Source organism: Pseudoalteromonas ruthenica (assembly GCF_008808095.1).
In the GTDB taxonomy this organism is placed as follows: Bacteria; Pseudomonadota; Gammaproteobacteria; order Enterobacterales; family Alteromonadaceae; genus Pseudoalteromonas; species Pseudoalteromonas ruthenica.
In genome coordinates, this window is record NZ_CP023396.1 from 2,611,232 (window position 1) to 2,631,230 (window position 19,999).

General features: G+C 46.4%; 16 protein-coding genes. 7 read left to right on the forward strand and 9 right to left on the reverse strand.

The window, feature by feature from the left end; translation table 11 throughout:
- Positions 1–99: 99 nt before the first annotated feature.
- Positions 100–1,062: a mechanosensitive ion channel family protein gene (locus tag PRUTH_RS12150; RefSeq protein WP_022943436.1), complete on the reverse strand. Its 963-nt coding sequence runs from the start codon at positions 1,060–1,062 to the stop codon at positions 100–102.
- Between the two features lie 141 nt (positions 1,063–1,203).
- Positions 1,204–1,983, reverse strand: a complete 780-nt coding sequence (gene yaaA, locus PRUTH_RS12155) for a peroxide stress protein YaaA (protein ID WP_151173368.1) — start codon at positions 1,981–1,983, stop codon at positions 1,204–1,206.
- Positions 1,984–2,265: 282 nt separating this feature from the next.
- Here yaaA and tal point away from each other — a divergent pair, with 282 nt between their 5' ends.
- Positions 2,266–3,216, forward strand: a complete 951-nt coding sequence (gene tal, locus PRUTH_RS12160; RefSeq protein ID WP_045979309.1) for a transaldolase — start codon at positions 2,266–2,268, stop codon at positions 3,214–3,216.
- Positions 3,217–3,368: 152 nt separating this feature from the next.
- Entirely contained in the window at positions 3,369–3,554 is a 186-nt protein-coding gene (locus PRUTH_RS12165; RefSeq protein ID WP_022943433.1) for a DUF3545 family protein, read from the forward strand.
- Positions 3,555–3,599: 45 nt separating this feature from the next.
- Here PRUTH_RS12165 and ung read toward each other — a convergent pair whose 3' ends face one another.
- From ung to PRUTH_RS12190, 5 genes are all read right to left on the reverse strand, one after another.
- Positions 3,600–4,271: a uracil-DNA glycosylase gene (gene ung / locus PRUTH_RS12170; RefSeq protein WP_138587690.1), complete on the reverse strand. Its 672-nt coding sequence runs from the start codon at positions 4,269–4,271 to the stop codon at positions 3,600–3,602.
- Between the two features lie 67 nt (positions 4,272–4,338).
- The gene (gene thrC / locus PRUTH_RS12175) at positions 4,339–5,622 is read right to left on the reverse strand and encodes a threonine synthase (RefSeq protein WP_151173369.1); all 1,284 of its coding nucleotides are present in this window, start codon (positions 5,620–5,622) and stop codon (positions 4,339–4,341) included.
- A complete protein-coding gene (gene thrB, locus PRUTH_RS12180) occupies positions 5,622–6,563 on the reverse strand; it encodes a homoserine kinase (RefSeq protein ID WP_151173370.1) in 942 nt (313 codons plus the stop codon). Before thrB ends, thrC begins: the two co-directional genes overlap by 1 nt.
- A 9-nt stretch (positions 6,564–6,572) precedes the next feature.
- A complete protein-coding gene (gene thrA, locus PRUTH_RS12185) occupies positions 6,573–8,990 on the reverse strand; it encodes a bifunctional aspartate kinase/homoserine dehydrogenase I (protein ID WP_151173371.1) in 2,418 nt (805 codons plus the stop codon).
- 251 nt (positions 8,991–9,241) lie between these two features.
- The gene (locus tag PRUTH_RS12190) at positions 9,242–9,607 is read right to left on the reverse strand and encodes a response regulator (protein ID WP_138547096.1); all 366 of its coding nucleotides are present in this window, start codon (positions 9,605–9,607) and stop codon (positions 9,242–9,244) included.
- Positions 9,608–9,843: 236 nt separating this feature from the next.
- Here PRUTH_RS12190 and PRUTH_RS12195 point away from each other — a divergent pair, with 236 nt between their 5' ends.
- Entirely contained in the window at positions 9,844–11,604 is a 1,761-nt protein-coding gene (locus PRUTH_RS12195) for a sensor histidine kinase (protein ID WP_151173372.1), read from the forward strand.
- A gap of 66 nt (positions 11,605–11,670) precedes the next feature.
- Positions 11,671–12,579 carry a recombination-associated protein RdgC gene (gene rdgC / locus PRUTH_RS12200; RefSeq protein ID WP_151173373.1) on the forward strand — a complete coding sequence of 303 codons (909 nt, stop codon included), beginning with the start codon at positions 11,671–11,673 and terminating at the stop codon, positions 12,577–12,579.
- Positions 12,580–12,620: 41 nt separating this feature from the next.
- On the opposite strand, the gene PRUTH_RS12205 is transcribed toward rdgC, so the two are convergent.
- The gene (locus PRUTH_RS12205) at positions 12,621–13,460 is read right to left on the reverse strand and encodes an HDOD domain-containing protein (protein ID WP_045979301.1); all 840 of its coding nucleotides are present in this window, start codon (positions 13,458–13,460) and stop codon (positions 12,621–12,623) included.
- A 280-nt stretch (positions 13,461–13,740) separates the two neighbouring features.
- On the opposite strand from PRUTH_RS12205, the gene PRUTH_RS12210 reads away from it, so the two are divergent.
- Positions 13,741–15,432 carry a DUF8614 domain-containing protein gene (locus PRUTH_RS12210; RefSeq protein ID WP_138508684.1) on the forward strand — a complete coding sequence of 564 codons (1,692 nt, stop codon included), beginning with the start codon at positions 13,741–13,743 and terminating at the stop codon, positions 15,430–15,432.
- 49 nt (positions 15,433–15,481) lie between these two features.
- On the opposite strand, the gene PRUTH_RS12215 is transcribed toward PRUTH_RS12210, so the two are convergent.
- Positions 15,482–15,874, reverse strand: coding sequence for an HIT domain-containing protein (locus PRUTH_RS12215; protein ID WP_053909970.1), 393 nt, complete (start codon positions 15,872–15,874; stop codon positions 15,482–15,484).
- A 130-nt stretch (positions 15,875–16,004) separates the two neighbouring features.
- On the opposite strand from PRUTH_RS12215, the gene PRUTH_RS12220 reads away from it, so the two are divergent.
- Entirely contained in the window at positions 16,005–18,203 is a 2,199-nt protein-coding gene (locus tag PRUTH_RS12220) for a S9 family peptidase (RefSeq protein ID WP_257221081.1), read from the forward strand.
- A gap of 136 nt (positions 18,204–18,339) precedes the next feature.
- Positions 18,340–19,974: a methyl-accepting chemotaxis protein gene (locus PRUTH_RS12225; protein ID WP_151173375.1), complete on the forward strand. Its 1,635-nt coding sequence runs from the start codon at positions 18,340–18,342 to the stop codon at positions 19,972–19,974.
- Positions 19,975–19,999 lie beyond the last annotated feature (25 nt).

Below are 19,999 nucleotides of genomic sequence, written 5' to 3' on the forward strand. Positions count from 1 at the left end.
ACTTGCACTCCCCAATTACTGCGAATAACCAGAAGAAGCGGGAAAATTTTATAACCCGCTTGCAGCTTTTACCGAGTCAGCAGCCGCGCACATGTGTCGCTATTCACTGTCCTGACCCGGTTTTTCATCCTGGCCTCGTTGCTTATGCGCCCCTTCTTCTGGTGACTGTGACGGCAACATCTGCACCAGCTTTTCACCGCCTTTGATACCAAAATCCAAGGTGCGAATAGGAAATGGAATAGTCACATCCACACTGTCGAGCGCCTTTTTAACGGTAATGTAGGCTTGATTGCGGATTTCCATGTAACCTGGGTCATCATTTGGGTAGGCTATCCAGAACCAAACCAGCAGATTGATAGCGCTATCACCAAAGCCATCGGCGTAAACGGCGGTATCCTCTTTACGAATAACAAAGTCGAGGTTATTGATGTGCTCGACAATGGCTTTTTCTGCTGCTTCGATATCATCGCCATAAGAAATACCGACCGGCACTTCGATACGGCGGGTACCGAGATAGTTGTAGTTAGTGAGAATATTGCGAAACAGAATCTTGTTGGGAATAATGATCAACTGACCGTAAAAGTTCTCTACTAACGTATTGCGCAGATTAATTGATTTTACGGTGCCAAACACATCGCCACTTTCGATTACATCGCCGGGTCTAAAGGGTTTACGAATACCCATGGCGACACCGGCAATCAAGTTCTCGGTCATATCTTGAAAGGCAAAACCGATAGCCAAACCGACAATCCCCGCACCCGCGAGCAATGAAGTGACAGTGCCTTTTAACCCTAAGAAATCTAGGGCGATAAACACCCCGAGCGTGAGAATCAAAATCTTCACGATCGAGGTCATTAAACCTGCAATCTGCTCGGAGTCCAAAGAGCGTTTTAATACTTTGCTAATGATTGAGCCTAGCACCCGCGCCAACAGCGCAAAGACGATAGTAATGACAATCGCCACCACTAAGTTAGGAATATGACTGATTGCGGTCTCTAGCCAACCACCGAGTTTTTCTTCAATGAGTTTTTGTGCTTTTTCGACATTGAAATTAGCGAACATGCAATGCTCCATTCATGCGCATAAGTAGATAAAGCGTAAATGATGCAAGATAGCTGCCATATTAGTGGGGAAGATGACTGGGGAAGGGTTTGCGGGCTCTCATCCTCACCTTCAAAGAGAACAGCAGAGCCCTATGTGGAATTAACTTTGTTCGTCGCGCAAAAACACCGGTTCGTTGTCTTTTTTCGTCGCTTCAGCGCTGAAATAGTACCCCGCGCTATCAAAACGTTGTAAAGCCGATAACGAGTCCACTTGGTTTTCGATAATATAACGCGCCATCATCCCTCGCGCTTTTTTAGCATAAAAACTGATGACCTTGTATTGGCCGTTCTTACAGTCTTTGAATACAGGCGTAACAATCGCCCCGTCGAGTGCTTTTTTGTCCACCGCTTTGAAATATTCATTCGAAGCCAAGTTAACCAACGTGGATGTGCCCGCCTGCGCCATGGCTTCATTTAATTTTTTGGCGATAACCTCTGCCCAAAATTGATATAAATTTGTGCCTCGGGGGTTATTTAATTTGGTGCCCATTTCTAAGCGGTAAGCCTGCATCAGATCCAGTGGTTTTAACACCCCGTAAAGGCCAGAGAGAATGCGTAGATGCTGCTGCGCATAGGCTAAGGCTTTATCCTCTAAGCTTGATGCATCAAGGCCTGTGTAAACATCGCCATTAAATGCAAACACCGCTTGTTTTGCATTCTCAGGGGTAAATGGCTGCGACCACTCACTAAAGCGTGCGGCATTGAGCCCCGCTAGCTTATCACTAATCTTCATGAGGCTGCCAAGCTGCTGCGGCGAAAGCTCGCGACACACCTCGATCAGCTCTTCACTGTGGCTCAGCAGCTCTGACTGCGTGTAGTCCTGCGTTGGCGCAGGCGTATCGTAATCAAGATTCTTTGCTGGAGATATAACAGTAATCATAATTGCAGTTGACTTGCCTAGTAATTAGTGTCAATTTCAACATTAAATAAAGCAAAAATCACGCTTTATTCAAAAATCGACCTTTCTACCTGCAAGTTCACTTGTACGGTGCGCGTCGGTTCCATGCGCGCTAGCCAATAGCGACATCAATGCACGGACAATTGACCTCCCTTTGGTTGTCACTTAGGTGCAACATAAACGAAATAACCTATGTATGTTTGTCTGGCGTTTTCAAGCAACAGGCAAGCTCAGCAGATTTTATGCTTGGAATGAGGAAAGCACATGACTACAGCACTGCAACAGTTGAAAGCACATTCAACCATTGTAGCCGACACCGGTGATATTGAAGCGATTCGTAAACATCAACCTCAAGATGCAACGACTAACCCCTCTTTGCTGCTTAAAGCGAGTGAGATAGACGCATACAAGCCCTATCTGGATAAAGCATGGCAGTACGCCAAAGAGCAAAGCACTGATGCGCAGCAGCAACTCGAATTAGCCTGTGACTATTTTGCCGTATTAATCGGTAAAGAAATCGCTGATATTGTGCCTGGTTACATCTCCACCGAAGTGGACGCGCGTTTATCATTTGACACCCAAGCAACCATCGCCAAAGCCAAACAGTTACTCGCGCTGTATGATTTAGAAGGCGTGAGCCGTGACAAGATTTTAATTAAAATTGCATCGACATGGGAAGGGATCAAAGCTGCCGAGCAACTTGAGAAAGAAGGCATTCGCTGCAACCTTACGCTGTTATTCAGTGACGCCCAAGCCCGTGCATGCGCCGATGCCAATGTTTACCTTATTTCACCTTTTGTGGGCCGTATTCTCGATTGGCATGTTGCTAACGGGATGGAGAAGCCTAACGATCCATTGCAAGACCCAGGCGTGCAATCGGTGCGCAGTATTTATGACTTTTACAAAAGCCACGGCTACGACACTATCGTCATGGGTGCCAGCTTCCGTAACACCGGTGAAATTCTTGCCTTAACGGGCTGTGATCGCCTCACCATAAGCCCTGCATTGCTCGAGGAATTAGCCGAGTTGCCAGCTAATACAGATTACTTGTTAAGCGGTGCAAACGATGTACAGCCTAAGCCTGAAGCACTCACAGAGAGTGAATTCCGCTGGTTGCATAACGAAGACGCGATGGCGACTGAAAAGCTCGCCGAGGGAATTCGTGCTTTTGCTAAAGCTCAGCAAGATTTAGAGGCTCGTTTTAAACAACTCTAACACCATTCGGCGGCCCACAAGGCCGCCATTTCTCTGCCCTTTCCGCTCGTAATAGAATTATCACTTTTCTGTAACCTTGGTTAAACATTTTCGTTTTATTTTTATACCAACTGTGGTATAGATTGATTGCGTTAGTTATACAGGAGAGTGTCATGGATAGTCTGAATGAACTAATAAAAATAATAGAAGGTCCAGAGACCAAAAAGACATCCGGTCGAAATAAAAAACGTAAATGGCGCGAAATCGAAGCACTAAAAGATAAGCAACGTCTGCGCAAAGAACTGCAAGAACTAGACTTGTTCAGCGATGACATTGGTTTAGAAGAGTTAGATTTTTGATACCAACATAAAAAAGAGGGCCTATATGCCCTCTTTTTTATTGCGTTATATTTGCTCGGCTAGAGTCCAATCAATGGCAGCTTGACCTTGGTTGGTAAGGATTTCATTGGCTTTGGAAAAGTGACCACAGCCAAAAAAACCGCGATGTGCTGACAGCGGCGACGGATGAGGTGCCTTAAGCACATGGTGCTTTTGCGTGTCGATGTGCTTGCCCTTTTTCTGAGCGTGTGCGCCCCAAAGCAAAAACACAATGCCCTTGCCATGTTGGTTAAGCTGTTCGATGACCACGTCAGTAAAACGCTCCCAGCCGAGGTGCTTATGCGAGTGTGCTTGCCCTTGTTCAACGGTCAATACGGTATTGAGTAGCAACACCCCTTGGTGTGCCCAAGACTGTAAATATCCATGTTGAGGGATGCTAAATCCAGCGATATCTTGCGCCAATTCCTTATACATATTCGCCAATGACGGCGGCGGTTTTACCCCAGGTAACACCGAAAAACATAAGCCATGCGCTTGATTTGGACCATGGTATGGGTCTTGACCCAGTATCACCACTTTCACATCTTCAAACGCGGTGGCGCGAAATGCCTCAAATACCTGTTCTTGAGGCGGATACACAGCTACGCCCTGCTCTCGGCGTTGGTGCACATAATCCAAGGTTTGTTGAAAGTAAGGCTGCTGTTTCTGCTCTGCTAATAAATCAGACCAAGATGTCATGCTGCTCGGTTCCATTAAAAAAACGGCCCTAAAGGCCGTTTGTTATCGATATTGCTAGCTTACCAAATTAACCTAATTTCGCCAGCAGCGCTTGCCGTAATTGTTGATAATCTGCACTCATCGGCTCAGCAAGGCAAGGTTTAGCCAAGGCATCGCTAAGCGCCTTTGGCATCGCTAATTCAACATTTAAAATCTTCTCCACGCTGGCTTGAAACTTAGCCGGGTGGGCCGTAGCTAGGAAAATCCCCTGATGCTCAGGTGCTAAATCCGCTTTTAACCCTTCATAAGCAATCGCGGTGTGTGGCTCAGCTTGATAGCCCATGCTCTGTAATTCACGCATCGCCACAGCGGTTTGCTCCTCATCCACAGCATGAGAAAAGAAATCGTCATAGCTGAAACGACCACTGTCTAACATCGTTTGTACACGAGGCCAGTTATTGGGCCGACTGACATCCATAGCATTAGACAGAGACTCTTGAGTCTCATGCGGCTGCCATTTTTTGGAGGCGATAAAGCGCGGCACCGTGTCATTTTGATTTGTTGTTGCCGAGAGTTTTTGAATGGGTAAGCCAATCAGCGAAGCTATCATCGCTGCGCACACATTACCGAAGTTACCGCTCGGCACCGAGATGTGCGCTTTGTCTCGCTGCGCTTTGGGCAACTGCGCCACCGCCTCAAAGTAATAACATACCTGCGCGAGTAAGCGACTAATATTAATAGAATTCGCAGAATTAAGGCGCAAACGTGTTTTGAGCTCGTCATCTAAAAACCCTTGCTTAACCATGGCCTGACAATCGTCGAACGAGCCCTTAACACTGTAACAGTGAATATTATTACCTAAGGTTGTAAACAGCTTTTGCTGCGCCTCTGATATCTTGCCTTCAGGGTACAGGATCACCACATCGATGTTCTCTTTGCCATAAAAAGCATGAGCTACTGCAGCGCCAGTGTCACCACTGGTGGCTGTGAGAATAGTGACCTTTTCTGAGTTACTGAACTGGGCAAGGCACTGCGCCATAAAGCGCCCACCAAAATCTTTAAATGCCAAGGTAGGGCCATGAAAAAGCTCTAAACAATGGAGGTTGTCGGCAACGTGAACCAAAGGTGCTGGAAAAGTAAACGCTCCCTGCACCATTTCAGCGACCACATTAGGGCTCAATTCATCGCCAATCAAGTGCGTCAGTACTTGTGTGCTGCGCGAGACAAAATCCATTTCCAATAAGGCATCCATATTATCCAGTGGCGTTAGCTGTTGCGGAAAAAACACCCCTTGATTGCGCCCTAACCCCGTTTTTACCGCCTCAACAAAAGACACCACCTGGCTATCATCTTTTAAATTATACAACCGCATTATTCTTTTCCCTCATTCAAAACCCGCGTACCTGCCGTATCTATCTGACAAATATGACTAAAGCCTTGTTCATTTACATAGTTCTGCTGTAACCACTGCTGGCAGTTTTTAGCATCATTGATATTGTCACATAGTGCAAAAAGCGTCGGCCCAGCACCAGAAATACTCACCGCCTTCGCGCCTAACTCTAGCACCGCCTTTTTAGCGGCACTGAAACCGCTGATCAATTCACTGCGATAGGGCTCAGCAACCGTATCAACCATCAGCTCCATCGCTAACTCATGCTGTTGCTGATGCATTAGCGTACAAAATGCACTGAGCCGCTGAGCAAATTCAATACCATGGTGTAAGCTCATTTGCTGCGGCAGCACTGCTCGAGCCTGAGCGGTATTAAGGGTGAAACCGGGAAACGCGACCACTGGATACCAGTTACTGGGAGTGGGGATCGTCAGTGAACGACCAGGTATCAGCGCCCCTGTGAGCTGCAAACCACCAAGCAAACACGGCGTGATATTGTCATAATGACGAGCGCCGCTGACCTTAGCTTCAAAATCAGCCATTAGCTCTATGAGTGCATCCTCACTGAGCTCAGTGCCGGCAAATTTATTCAGCGCAGCAAGTGCCGCAACCACTGAGCAGGCGCTGGATCCCAGACCTGAACCAATGGGCAGATTCTTAACTAACTCCATACGCGCTGTCGGCATATCTGGTGCGACCGTGGCACGAAAGTGCGCCATGCACATAAAGGCTAAATTTTGCTCTGCCTGTTGTGGCAATTTATGGGCATAAGGCCCTGAGCACACAAATTCTGTATCAGCGCTGGCGCTAATTCGCACCACATCGCCCAACAAAGTGCCATCAATGGGTGCAATAGCCGCTCCCAACGCATCAAATCCAACCGCAAAATTACCAATCGAGGCCGGCGCATAAACTTCAATCATGGCCCTCTCCTAACGTGGTAAGGTTTTCAAAATATCAGCGAAAACTCCCGCTGCGGTCACTTCGGCTCCTGCGCCATAACCGCGAATAACGTAAGGCTTGGGCTGATAATACTGACTCAAAATAGCTAAGGCATTTTCGCCGTCACGAATGTCATACAACGCATGTCGACTATCAACGGCTTCAATACCAACACGACAATGACCATCTTCAATTGCGCCAACATAACGCAAGACCTTTCCTTCGGCTTGGGCGCTGGCAACCTTATCGGCAAAATCTGAATCAAGTTGTGGTAATTTAGCCATAAACTCATCAACGCTTAGTCCCTCGGCAAAGCCCGGCGGCAATACCGACTCCACTTCAATATCATCCAGCTCAAGTGCCAAACCAGACTCCCTAGCGATAATAAGTAGTTTACGGGCGACATCAGTCCCTGAAAGGTCATCACGAGGGTCCGGCTCGGTAAAGCCATTTTCTTTAGCTTTGATGGTTGCTTGTGACAGGCTTAAGCCATCACCGATAACACCGAACATATAAGATAACGATCCCGATAAAATGCCGCTAAAATGCAGAAGCTCATCACCGGCACCGAATAACAACTGCAGGTTATCGAGCACGGGTAAGCCGGCGCCAACATTGGTTTCATACAAAAAGCGGCGATTGTTGCGCTGCGCAGCGAGTTTGAGCTGCTGATAGTAAGCCTGCGAGCTGGTATTGGCCTTTTTATTAGCCGCTACCACATGAAAACCAGCATTAAGGAAATCGGCATACTGAGCAGCGAGCGCACCAGAGGAGCTGCAATCCACTAACACCGGGTTAATCAGATGGTTTTGCTTAACGAACTGTTCCAGCAAGGTTAGATCAAATTGCTGCGAGGTCTGCGCCAATGGCTGCTGCCAATTTTCTAGATCAATCCCGTCACTGTTTAACAGCATCTGTCGGGAGTTGGCCACGCCTCGGACTTTGAGTTTGATATTACGTTGTTGCAACCATTGTTGTTGCCTACGCACTTGGCTTAGCAGCTCGCTGCCAACAAGTCCACAGCCGAGCAGGAAAACATCAATAGAAGGCACATGGGTAAAGAAGTTCTCATGACAAACCTTCACTGCATCATTACATAACTCACCATCAACAACCGCAGAAATTGAACTCTCTGTTGAATCCTGGGCTATGGCAACGATATTCACTTGAGCCTGCGCCAGCGAGGCAAAGAACTTCGCTGCTAAGCCTTTGTGTGCTCGCATGTTATCGCCAACTAGGGTAACGATTGCCAAATTCCGCTGCACTTGTACAGGCTCAATAAGCCCCGCTTTTGACTCAAGTTCAAAGGCTTGTTCGAGAGCATGCAGCGCCAAGGCTAAATCTTGCTGATGCACGCAAAAGCTAATGCTGAACTCACAGCTGGACTGGGTGATGAGAACAATAGAGACGTTATCGGCTGCTAGCGCAGTAAACACTTTGGCCGCCATGCCGACTTTGCCTTTCATGCCCGGCCCTGACACCGTGAGCATAGCCAAGTCTTGTAAACTTGAGATCGCTTTTACCGGCTCACTTTCAGTGACTTCATCACTGATCAATGAGCCGGGTTCTTTACTGTTGTGGGTATTTTTTATCTCACATGGCACGCCCGCTTTTGCGCATGGCACAATGGTTTTGGGATGCAAGACTTTAGCGCCAAAGTAAGAGAGTTCCATCGCTTCTTTGTAAGACAGAAAATCGACCTTAGTGGCCCCTTTGATATAGCGAGGGTCAGCGCTATACACACCGTCAACATCGGTCCAGATTTGACAGATATCGGCCTCTAAACAAGCGGCTGCAACAGCAGCAGAATAGTCGGAGCCATTACGCCCTAGCGTGGTCAATTGGGAATCGTCATTGGCCCCGGTGAAGCCAGGCATAATATATATTTTTGCGGGGTTAGCGTGCAAATATTCACGAAACTGTAGTTTTGATATATCTAGATCAACTTCAGCGTTTAAGTAGCCACCGCTGGAGCGGATAACTTGTTCCGCACTCATATAATGAGGGCGAAAATCATCGAGTAGCACCTGCATCAAGGCCACACTAATGCGCTCACCAAAGCTAATTACATAAGCGAACACCGAATCCGGGCACTGTCCTAATAAAGCCACGCCTTCTAGCTTTTGTTTTAACTGCGTAAAATCGGGCCAGTTTGTAGGCTGCTGATTTTGCTCACACACTTCGTCTTTCAAAGTGTGTGCACGTTCATAAAACAGTTGCCACTGTGACTGGATATCTGCACCTGCCGCCGCACTCTCAGCTAATCCCACCAATGTATCCGTCATACCGCCGGGGGCTGACAATACCAGCAGCATTTGCTCTTTGAGCTCCTGGCGGACAATCTCACTTACTCGCTTTAAACAACTGGCATCGGCCAGTGACGAGCCTCCAAACTTTAGTACTTGCATGTTTTCCTCATTCCCTATAACACCTTTTTACCAGGTCGTGACGATAGGCCAAAAAAAAGGCCTATGCTCAGTGAGCATAGGCCTTTTTTCTCTGCGCACCGACCCATGCCACTATCCACTAAGGATGGTGGTGGTAATAATGGTGGTCAGTGTTGCGTAATTTGTGTTCATGGTTCTAGACTGCACGAAAATGACTATTTCTGTCAACAGCTAAAGAAAAGAAAAAATATGCTTTTTAGATATAACTAAGATTAGTAAACGCCAAATTTATGCAAAACATCAGCTAAAGCATCTGTTTTTACCGGTTTATTAATGAACCCAAGGGCGCCGAGTTGCGCTGTGCGCTGCTTCATTTGCGACTGTACGTCGGCAGAAATAACCACTACGTAGGTTTCTATTTTGCGTGTGCGCATTTGTTGTAATACCCCGATACCGTCAATTTTCGGCATGGTGAGGTCTAAACAGAGAAGATCAAAGTGTTGTTCGCTCATTAGCGTCAGTGCATGTTCACCATCTGTAGCGTGCGTCACCGCGCAAGGCAAAATAGACATAACCGCTTTGCTCGCTTGTTTTCGAGCCATTACGGAATCGTCACAGACTAACACCTGAAAAGCCATTACTACGCCATTTGAGGGTAAAACTTATATCAGTAGGTTATACCATAGCTATAAACAAATCTTAACACCGCAGGCCACAGATTTTTGTTAATCTGCAGTCTTTAAGCTATTATTTTATTTATTTTTTCAAGAATCTTGGCTAGCTTTAGGTTTTTGAAGCCAATGGCGAATTTAGGGCTGATAATTGACGTTTTATCATCGCTTTTTCATGGTTTATACAAGGGCTCTGTACTCGTATGTTGCATAATAGTTTGTCGAAGAAGCTCCTAACCAGTGTTTTGTCGGTGTATTTTTTACTCACATTTGTTGTCACTTGCGGCCAAGTTTTTGCTGAGTACTTGAATACCAAAAACTACATACGCGATGAACTACAAACACTGCAAAAGACCTTTAGTGGCAGCCTTACCCGCGCAATTTGGGAATTAAATACTGATCAAAGTATTACCATCGCCGAAGGGTTAATTGCTATCCCTATGGTTGAAGGAATTATTGTCCGCGATGACAGCGGCGAAGTGATCTCTCAACTCGGGCGCTCTTTAGACATTCGCGAGCTTTACTCGCAACAATTAGTGCAAGATGCTTCTATCATAGAAGATACTCCCTCCGGATTATTTGGTTACACCTTTCCGTTAATTTTTGAGTTTTCTGGGCGCGCTACTCAAGTGGGTGATGTCACACTTTTTTCCAGCCGAGATGTGGTTGTCAGCCGTATTATCGTGTCAATCTATCTTCTGGTCGGCAACGCCATGATCAAAACCGCGTTTTTGATCTTATTGTTTTTATTGGCTTTTCGTAAACACCTCACCCATCCGCTCAATCAACTTACCGAGCAGATTGAAAGCCTTGAGCTAGATGACTTAGAAGGGACAAGAATAAACCTCGATAGTAATGAAAAAAACGAGTTGAATGTCATGGCGCAGTCATTCAACAACATGATCAATAAAGTAGTCGAGTATCGCAATAAACTGGAACACACCCAAAAAGAGTTATTGAAAAGCAATGAAAAACTGGACCAGCAAAACTTACAGCTGGAGCAAGAGGTAGCAAGAAAAACCTCAAACCTAAGCCAAGCGATGATGGATTTGCAGCAGCAGAAATATGAGCTGGAAAAACAAAAGCTCAACTTAACAGAGGAAATTGAACTGCGCCGTCATACCGAACAAGAGTTGCTAACCAAGCAAAGCGAGATGCAGCGTTATGTCGATGAGCTCAATTTGGCCCAAGAGCGCTTGCTTGGCTCGGAGAAAATGGCAGCGCTGGGTGGTTTAGTCGCGGGTATCACTCATGATATCAACACGCCTGTGGGAATAGGTGTTACCGCAACCTCCTTCTTACAAGAGCGTCTCGATGCCATTGAGCATGCTTATAAAGAAAAAACACTTTCTCCGAAAGCGCTAGAAGAGTTTATTAAAGATGCGAAGCAAAGTACTGAACTGCTCACTTCAAACCTTGCCCGCGCCTCAGAATTAGTTGCCAGCTTTAAACAAATAGCAGTCGATCAGGCCAGTGAAGCGGTACGCACCATAAACTTTAAAGAATACTTGGGCGAGGTGATTCGCTCACTGCACCCAAAAATTAAGAAAACTCAACACCAGGTGGATGTAAACTGCCCCGATAACTTGGTGCTCAATTTACCTGCTGGTGCTATTAGCCAAATCTTCACTAACCTAATTATGAACTCACTCATTCATGGCTTTGAAGGTGTCGAAAAGGGCACTATCACTATTGATGTGAGCGAAAATGATGGCTTAGTGGATATTAACTATCGTGATAATGGTCGTGGTGTTGATGCCGAACAGCTAGATAAACTGTTTGACCCCTTCTTTACCACCAAACGTGACCAGGGCGGCAGTGGTCTGGGCACTCATATCACCTTCAATTTGGTTAAACAAACCTTGGGGAGTGAGATTGAAGTGAGCAGCGAGCCAGGCCAAGGTTTGCAATACCGGATTACTATCCCAAAAGACCTACCAAAGCCAATGCAAATGTTTAATTAGTAAGGTGACTCCTGCTATGATGGCGCCACATTTAATTCGAGCCCACAGCTCAACGGAAGTAAAACTATGTGGTTTAGCAACCTTATCTGTTATCGCTTTAAGCAAGACATCAGTTACCAACAAGACGATTTTGAAAAAGCCCTAGAGCAAGACGTATTCCGCCCCTGTGGCAGCCAAGACATGCATACCTTTGGCTGGACCAAGCCGTTTGGCAAACATGGTCAGATGCTCAGTCACTTCTCGCAAAGTACTGTTTTGGTATGCGCTAAGCGGGAAGAAAAAGTACTGCCCCCTGCGGTCGTCAACGAGATGGTGCAGGAGAAGGTCGATCATTTAGAAGCTGAAGAAAACCGCCGCGTTAGCAAAAAAGAAAAAGATGAGCTAAAAGAAAACATTTTGCATTCTTTGCTGCCGCAAGCATTTAAGAAGTCTAGCCTCCAATTTGCTTTTATTGATATGGAAAATGGCTGGGTTGTGGTCAATAGTGCCAGCTTTAATAAAGCAGAAGAGTTACTTGCGTTATTGCGCAAGTCATTAGGAACATTGCCTGTTGTGCCGGCGTTTGCAAATTATGATCTTGACTTGTTTTTAACGTCGTGGTTGAAGGAATTCAACGCTCCAGAAGGCTTCGCGATTGGCTTAGACGCCGAGTTGCAAGAGCAAGATGACAATGGGGCACAAGTGAAGTTTAAAGGCCATGATCTATCCAGTGATGAGGTTAAAAACCACCTAGATAATGGTAAAGAGGTCACTAAGCTGGCGCTGGAGTATCAAGAACGAGTGAAGTTCTTATTGCAAAATGATGGCTCTATTAAACGCGTCAGTTATGCCGATACGTTAAAAGAAGAAAACGCCGATATTCCTAAAGAAGACATGGCAGTAAAGCTTGACGCAGACTTTATTCTTGCTTCCGAAGAAATCAAACAACTCCTTGATGCATTGACCAATCAATTAGGCGATGCCGAGGATCTGTAAGCACAATGCATAACTGAAAAAGGAGCCTGAGGCTCCTTTTTTCAACTGAATATTTCTCTTATATCACCCACGACTTCCTGATACTCATCGTCAGCAAATATCTCCACAGATGGGATAATCCCTTTATCGACATAAACATTCAGTGCGGACGACTTATCTGACACTTGTAAAATGCCCTCCATGATCGCGCCCATACGAATGAAATCGACAAACTCCACCTCTTTAGGGCGATAATTAGGGTCGGCCCAACACTTTGCAACTTCTACGAATTCATCAGAGAAGTCCCAAGCGGTTAAAATAGCAGCACCAATGCGCCCTGCTAGTTTTTGAATGGCATGAGCTAAAAAGCTCGGATTAGCAAACACCTCTGGGTGCTTCTCAGCCTCGGTGAGAATAGGCAAAATACCAATATTGTAGGTCAGTGCTGCCAAGGTGATAGTTTCGGTATTAATCGTGTCATGGCGCTGTTGCTTACGAAAGTTCTGCACCAACGCTATCGAATGGCAGGCAACACGAATTGTCTTTTGCCATGCCTTATCCATATAGCCTTTGATCAGCTCATGCTGAGAGACGAATAGCTGCTCCATGGCCATCGCTGTGGCGATATTTTTTATCTGCCTTAGTCCAATGCGCGTAACGGCTTGGTTTATAGTCGTCACCTTCACCGAGCGACTCATCAAGGCGCTATTCGCAACTTTGATCATCCGTGCTGCTAATGCGGGATCATTGGCGATCACGTCCGCCATATCATGTAAGGTTATATCCGGGTCATCTGCAGCGTTACGCACTCGAAGTGCCACTTCCGGCAAGGTTGGCAGCACCAAAGTATCGTTATTTATGCGGTCAACCAAGATGGTCAGCAAAGCGTTTTCTGTGGACATGTCGCCAGTATCCTTTATGTCAGCAAAGCCGTTTTTTCTTATAAATTAGCTATAAGTTACCGATAAAGTTTAGAAAGTGATAGCGCAATTGCCCATTTATTTACAAAAAATAATTACCTATGTTCCCATAATCATTATTGCCAGCCAGCCCTTGAGTTGCTTTAATGCCCAACAACACGGGGCTCTCCCCCGCTATAACCGAATCATAAACTCTCTCAATGGACTGTGTTTTTTGTCTTACTTTACAGTCCAATAACGAGTTACACCGAAAGAGGATCCCATGAGTAAATTGTCGAAAATTTCTCAAGCACTGCTTATTAGCTCTGTATTCGCACTTGGCGCCTGCTCCAAGCAACCACAGTCAACTACTGAACAAACGGCGGCGAGCGCACAACCAAGCAGTGGCCCTGAATTGATAAATATTGAACGCGAGCGGCTTAACATTTACACCGATTTTGAGCTCAATACCGACTTGTCACATCTAAGCGGGAATCAGCAAAAAATGCTCGCTAAACTGATTGATGCCTCAAAGATTATGGACCAACTGTTTTGGCGTCAGGCTTTCGGTGGCGAGCAACAAGATTTCTTAGCGAGCCTAGATGATGAACAAGTGCGTCACTTTGCCAAGATTAACTATGGTCCTTGGGATCGCTTAAACGGCGATCAGCCTTTTTTAAGCGGCTTTGAGCACAAACCAGCAGGGGCTCAATTTTACCCAGCTGATATGACAAAAGAAGAATTAGAGCAAAGCAGTGTAAAAGATAAAACAGGCCTTTATTCCATCATCAAACGCGATGACAATGGTGAGCTTTACAGTGTGCCTTATTCAGTAGAATACGCCCAAGCATTGGAGGCTGCTGCAGATTTGCTGCGCCAAGCGAGCGAACTGGCCGATAATAAAGAATTCGCTAACTACTTGAGTATGCGTGCCGATGCCTTGCTAAGTGATGACTATCAAGCCTCTGATTTTGCTTGGATGGATATGAAAAATAACCCCATTGATGTGGTTATTGGCCCAATCGAAACCTATGAAGATCAACTTTTCGGTTATCGTGCGGCTTTTGAATCCTATGTTTTGGTCAAAGACATGGCCTGGAGTGAGCGTTTAGCAAAGTTTGCGCAATTCCTTCCTGAGCTACAAAAAGGTCTGCCTGTGGCGGAGCAATATAAGCAAGAGGTTCCTGGTTCAGACGCCGACCTTAATGCGTATGATGTCATCTACTATGCTGGCCACTCCAATGCTGGCAGCAAAACCATAGCTATCAATCTACCTAATGATGAGCAAGTGCAACTGGAAAAAGGCACTCGCCGCCTGCAACTTAAAAATGCCATGCGCGCTAAGTTCGACAAAATCCTCATGCCCATTGCCGCTGAGCTCATTGTGCCCGAGCAGCGCAAACACATTACTTTCGACGCCTTTTTTGCTAATACCATGTTCCACGAAGTGGCGCATGGCCTAGGTATTAAAAACACCATTACCGGTAAAGGCACCGTACGCCAGTCGCTTCAAGAGCACGCGAGTGCATTGGAAGAAGGTAAGGCGGATATCCTTGGCTTGTATATGGTTGAACAGCTATTGAAAAAAGGCGAGATTACCGAGGGTACGTTAGAAGATTACTATGTCACCTTTATGGCTGGAATCTTCCGCTCTGTACGTTTTGGCGCATCCAGCGCGCACGGTAAAGCTAACATGATCCGCTTTAACTTCTTCAAACAAGAAGGCGCGTTCTCCAAAGATGAAAACGGCCTATATCAGGTAAATATGGATAAGATGGCTGCAGCCATGAGCAAGCTATCGAATTTAATTCTTACCCTGCAAGGTGACGGTGACTATCAGAAGGTGGACCAACTCGTTGCTACCATGGGTGAAATTAAACCTGAATTGGCCGCTGATTTAGAAAAGCTCAGTAAAGCGAATATCCCTGTGGATGTCGACTTCATCCAGGGCAAAAAGGTATTAGGCTTAAACTAAGCCTGTATTTATAGACGACATAAAAACAGCGCCTTTCGGCGCTGTTTTTTTATAGCTGCAAATTCTCTTTAATCTGTTGAATTTGCGCTTCAGTATAAGGTTTAGGTGGGTGTACCCCCCACACCGGTTTGGGCCAAGCGGGGTCTTGCTCAAAGCGAGCAATATGATGAATGTGCAACTGCTCAACCATGTTACCTAAAGCAGCAACATTTAATTTTGCCGGTTTGAACACTGTTTTTAACATACAGCTAAGCTTCGCCGATTCACGTCCTAACACGATTTGGTCACGATCACTTAAATCAATGATCTCTTTTAATCCGCTTTTGCGCGGTACCAGAATAAACCAAGGGTACTGGCTGTCATTCATTAACAACACTTTACACAACGGCCAATCCGCCAATTCAATACAATCTCGTTCCAACTCTGGTGCTAATGCAAACATAGCATCCTCCTGTTGCTGCAAGTTTAGTGGCATAAAGTTGCGCTTATGACAGTGCATCAGTACCATCAACGCATCACTACAACAATAAGGTTTACCCGTGTCTAATACAACCAAATACTTATCTGTTGCCTTGGCTGCAAGCTTAGCCTGCGGCGCAGCGACTGCCAAAGAGCTGACGCTCGAGCGCATTTTTGACGACCCTAGTTTAGCTGGTAAAGCGCCTGTAAAGCTTAAGTTTTCTCCAGATGGTAGCCGCGTTACCTACTTGCAAGGAAAGAAAGAAGACTACAATCGCTACGACCTATGGGAATACAACCTCAAAGACAACAGCAACCGCATGTTAGTCGATTCGCAAGCATTGTTCTCAGGGCCGGAAAATCTTTCTGATGAAGAAAAAGCACGCCGTGAGCGCCAACGTATTTTTGGCCGTGGAATTTTGGAGTATACCTGGTCCAAAGACGGGCAAGCGTTGCTTTTCCCACTCAATGGGGACTTGTATTACTATCAACTGGCCAGTGGCGAAAGTCGTAAGCTCACCGATACCGAAGCGTTCGAAACCGACGCGCGATTCTCACCGAAAGGCAATTTTGTCTCTTTTATCCGCGACCAGAACTTATATGCCTTAGAACTGGCCAGTGGCAAAGAAATCCAGCTCACTCAGGATGGCGGCGGCGTCATTAAAAATGGCATGGCTGAGTTTGTAGCGCAGGAAGAAATGAGCCGCATGACCGGCTACTGGTGGTCCGGTGATGAACAGAAAATAGCCTTTACCCGTATCGATGAGAGCCCCGTAGAAGAGGCGATTCGTAACGAGATTTATGCCGACGAAGTGAAGCTATTTAACCAGCGCTACCCCTACACAGGCACCGACAATGTGGCCATAGAGCTAGGCGTTGTCCATATTGATGACAAACAGGTTGATTGGATTGATTTAGGCACCGACAAGGATATTTACATTGCCCGTGCAAAATGGCTCAAAGACAACCACACTCTGTCTTATCAATGGCAAAACCGCTCGCAGCAAGAGCTCGAGCTGCGCTTTTATGATAGCGCCGAAAAAACCCAACGCGTGGCCGTCAAAGAGAGCAGTGATACATGGATTAACCTGCACTTCGATTTGAAGTTTTTGCAAGATAAAGAGCACTTTATCTGGGCGTCAGAGCGCGATGGTTATAAGCACCTTTACCTGTACAAGGTCGATGGCACACTGGTACGCCAGATCACCCAAGGGGATTGGATTGTTGAGTCACTAAAAGGCGTTGATGAGCAAAATGGCGTCGTGTATTTTGCCGGTCGCAAAGACACGCCGCTAGAAAGCCATTTGTATAGCACTTCCCTATTTGAAGCTGGTGAGATTACGCGTATCACCGCAGCGGGTGAATATCATAACGTCGTTCTTGCAGAGGATAGCAAAACCTTTATTGACCGAGCCTCGTCGGTAAACCGCCCTCCCTATGTTGCACTGCGTAAAACCAATGGCGACTTTGTCACTTGGTTAGAGCAAAATGCCATTGATGAACAGCACCCACTCAGCCCTTACACCAGCGACTTAGTAAAGCCTGAGTACGGCACCATAAAGGCACAAGACGGTCAGGTAATGCACTACCGCCTGTTCAAGCCACGCAAACTGAATAAAAAGCAAAAGCACCCGGTCATTGTCAATGTATATGGCGGCCCACATGCGCAGCGAGTTACCAACAGCTGGCGCAGTAAAAACCTATACTTTCAATACATGGTGCAACAAGGCTATGTGGTATTTCAGCTTGATAATCGCGGCTCCTACAATCGCGGAAAGCGCTTTGAAGACGTGATCTACAAACACCTTGGTGAAAGTGAGGTGCAGGATCAAATTAAAGGCGTCGAGTTTTTACGCACCTTAGATTACGTAGACCCGCAGCGCATAGGTATTTATGGCCATAGCTACGGCGGTTACATGGCGTTAATGGGGATGTTTAAAGCTGGTGATTATTTCAAAGCCGGTGTATCAGGTGCTCCTGTTACCGACTGGTCGTTGTATGATACTCATTACACAGAGCGCTATCTTGACCACCCAAAAACTAATGCCGAAGGCTATGAACAAAGCGCGGTCTTTCCATACAGCGATGGCCTCAAGGGTCCGCTCATGATTTATCATGGCATGGCTGATGACAACGTGCTCTTTACCCACGCCACTAAGCTGTTTAAACAGCTACAAGACAAGGCGTTGCCGTTTGAAATGATGACCTACCCAGGCTCGAAACATAGCTTGCGAGGTAAAAAGGTACAAACGCACCTGCATCACACCATTACCGACTTCTTTAACCGCCATTTTGATATGGCTCAAGAGTAAGTTTCTACGCTTCAATCAGGCCGGCTTCTGCTGGCCTGATTTCTTTTACAATCTACTGAAAATCCATACTTATTTTTAGGCTCACTCACTTAGAATCGACTAAACTCATAGCATTACCTCGTTCCAAGGATTTGTTATGCAGCAACTTCGTCGCCTTAGTATTTATCAACGCCTGATTGCCCTACTCGTTCTTGCCCTACTCGGTATCATCATATTAGTCGCGACCTCACTGACTAACCAATACAGCTCTTTGCTGGATGGGCAACATGAGAAAACGCGCAACCTAGTAGAAAATGCACACAGCATCGCGGCGTATTACCACCAACAAGCACAAACGAGCGCCCTCACGGATGAGCAAGCGAAAGTTGCCGCTAAAGATGCCATTCGCGCTTTGCGCTATGGTGATTCCAATTATTTTTGGATCAATGACACCAGCCCGACCATGGTTATGCACCCGTTTAAGCCACAGCTCGAAGGCAAGTCATTAGCTAACACCGCCGACCCCGATGGCGTGAAACTATTCGTGCAAATGGCTGAGCTGGTTGAGCGTCAAGGTGAAGGCTTTGTGCCCTACAAGTGGCCAAAGCCAGGAAAAGATCAACCTGTCGATAAAATAGCGTTCGTTAAGGGGTTTGAACCTTGGGGCTGGGTGATTGGCTCCGGCGTTTATATCGATCACATTGAGGACACGTTTGCACGTAGCAAAACAATTCTTATCCTCGAGGGCGTTGTGATTCTCGCGGTGCTGTTAGTGATGGGCTATTTAATAGCACAAAGTGTGATGGGGCCTATTCGTCACGCAGCAGACATGATGAAAGATATAGCGCAAGGTGAGGGAGACCTAACCCAGCGTTTAGACAGCAGCGGCAATGACGAAGTCTCTCGCCTTGCCAGGCACTTTAATGATTACACCGAAAAGATGCGCCAATCCATAGAAGCGGTCAATGAGCAAGCCAATAAAGTGAGTGAGCATGTGGCGCAACTACAATCGACGGCCCAGCAAAATCAACATCATATTGAGCTGCAGAGCGACAGCTCAGCACAAGTGGCCACAGCAATGGAACAGGTAAGTCACCAAGTGAAAGACATCAGTGATTATGCCAATAACGCCGAGCAAGCTAGCAACGAAGCGAACAGTTATGCAGATCAAGTAAAATCAGTGGTTCATAACACAGTGAATGCGATCACCCGTTTAAGCACACAAATTGAACAAGTCGCTGAGGTGGTGCAGCAGTTAGCCAGCCAAAGTAATAATATTGGCAGTGTACTGGATGTGATTCGCGGCATTTCCGAGCAAACCAACCTTTTGGCGCTCAATGCTGCCATAGAAGCGGCGAGAGCTGGCGAGCAAGGCCGTGGGTTTGCAGTTGTTGCTGATGAGGTGCGCACGCTAGCCAGCCGCACAGGCCAAAGCACCGATGAAATTCAAGCTATGATTGAGCAGTTGCAACAAGGTGCTGAAAAAGCTGTGCAGGCCGTACAAAACAGCCAACAGATCTCGGACAATACTGTTGAGTCCACCGCGAATACCACCGAAGCATTGGATGAAATCAACCGCTTGGTTGACTCTATCCGGGAAATGAACGCTCATATCGCCCGCGCCACTGAGCAACAAAATGACGCCTCTAGCGAAGTGTCGCAGCGGCTCAATGATTTAGCCCATGCAACCAATGAGTCGCTCTCCAGCACACAGGTTATGAACCAGGCGAGTAACGAACTAGAACAGGCCAGTCAAACACTCGACGGCATAGTTAAGCGCTTCAAAATATGAAGTCATCGCTTTCCGGTCATAAAAA

What these genes read in the sequence shown, in the direction of transcription:
- PRUTH_RS12150 (WP_022943436.1), bottom strand. Translation starts at nt 1,062, where the DNA reads ATGTTCGCTAATTTCAATGTCGAAAAAGCACAAAAACTCATTGAAGAA.
- yaaA (WP_151173368.1), bottom strand. Translation starts at nt 1,983, where the DNA reads ATGATTACTGTTATATCTCCAGCAAAGAATCTTGATTACGATACGCCT.
- tal (WP_045979309.1), top strand. Translation starts at nt 2,266, where the DNA reads ATGACTACAGCACTGCAACAGTTGAAAGCACATTCAACCATTGTAGCC.
- PRUTH_RS12165 (WP_022943433.1), top strand. Translation starts at nt 3,369, where the DNA reads ATGGATAGTCTGAATGAACTAATAAAAATAATAGAAGGTCCAGAGACC.
- ung (WP_138587690.1), bottom strand. Translation starts at nt 4,271, where the DNA reads ATGACATCTTGGTCTGATTTATTAGCAGAGCAGAAACAGCAGCCTTAC.
- thrC (WP_151173369.1), bottom strand. Translation starts at nt 5,622, where the DNA reads ATGCGGTTGTATAATTTAAAAGATGATAGCCAGGTGGTGTCTTTTGTT.
- thrB (WP_151173370.1), bottom strand. Translation starts at nt 6,563, where the DNA reads ATGATTGAAGTTTATGCGCCGGCCTCGATTGGTAATTTTGCGGTTGGA.
- thrA (WP_151173371.1), bottom strand. Translation starts at nt 8,990, where the DNA reads ATGCAAGTACTAAAGTTTGGAGGCTCGTCACTGGCCGATGCCAGTTGT.
- PRUTH_RS12190 (WP_138547096.1), bottom strand. Translation starts at nt 9,607, where the DNA reads ATGGCTTTTCAGGTGTTAGTCTGTGACGATTCCGTAATGGCTCGAAAA.
- PRUTH_RS12195 (WP_151173372.1), top strand. Translation starts at nt 9,844, where the DNA reads ATGTTGCATAATAGTTTGTCGAAGAAGCTCCTAACCAGTGTTTTGTCG.
- rdgC (WP_151173373.1), top strand. Translation starts at nt 11,671, where the DNA reads ATGTGGTTTAGCAACCTTATCTGTTATCGCTTTAAGCAAGACATCAGT.
- PRUTH_RS12205 (WP_045979301.1), bottom strand. Translation starts at nt 13,460, where the DNA reads ATGTCCACAGAAAACGCTTTGCTGACCATCTTGGTTGACCGCATAAAT.
- PRUTH_RS12210 (WP_138508684.1), top strand. Translation starts at nt 13,741, where the DNA reads ATGAGTAAATTGTCGAAAATTTCTCAAGCACTGCTTATTAGCTCTGTA.
- PRUTH_RS12215 (WP_053909970.1), bottom strand. Translation starts at nt 15,874, where the DNA reads ATGTTTGCATTAGCACCAGAGTTGGAACGAGATTGTATTGAATTGGCG.
- PRUTH_RS12225 (WP_151173375.1), top strand. Translation starts at nt 18,340, where the DNA reads ATGCAGCAACTTCGTCGCCTTAGTATTTATCAACGCCTGATTGCCCTA.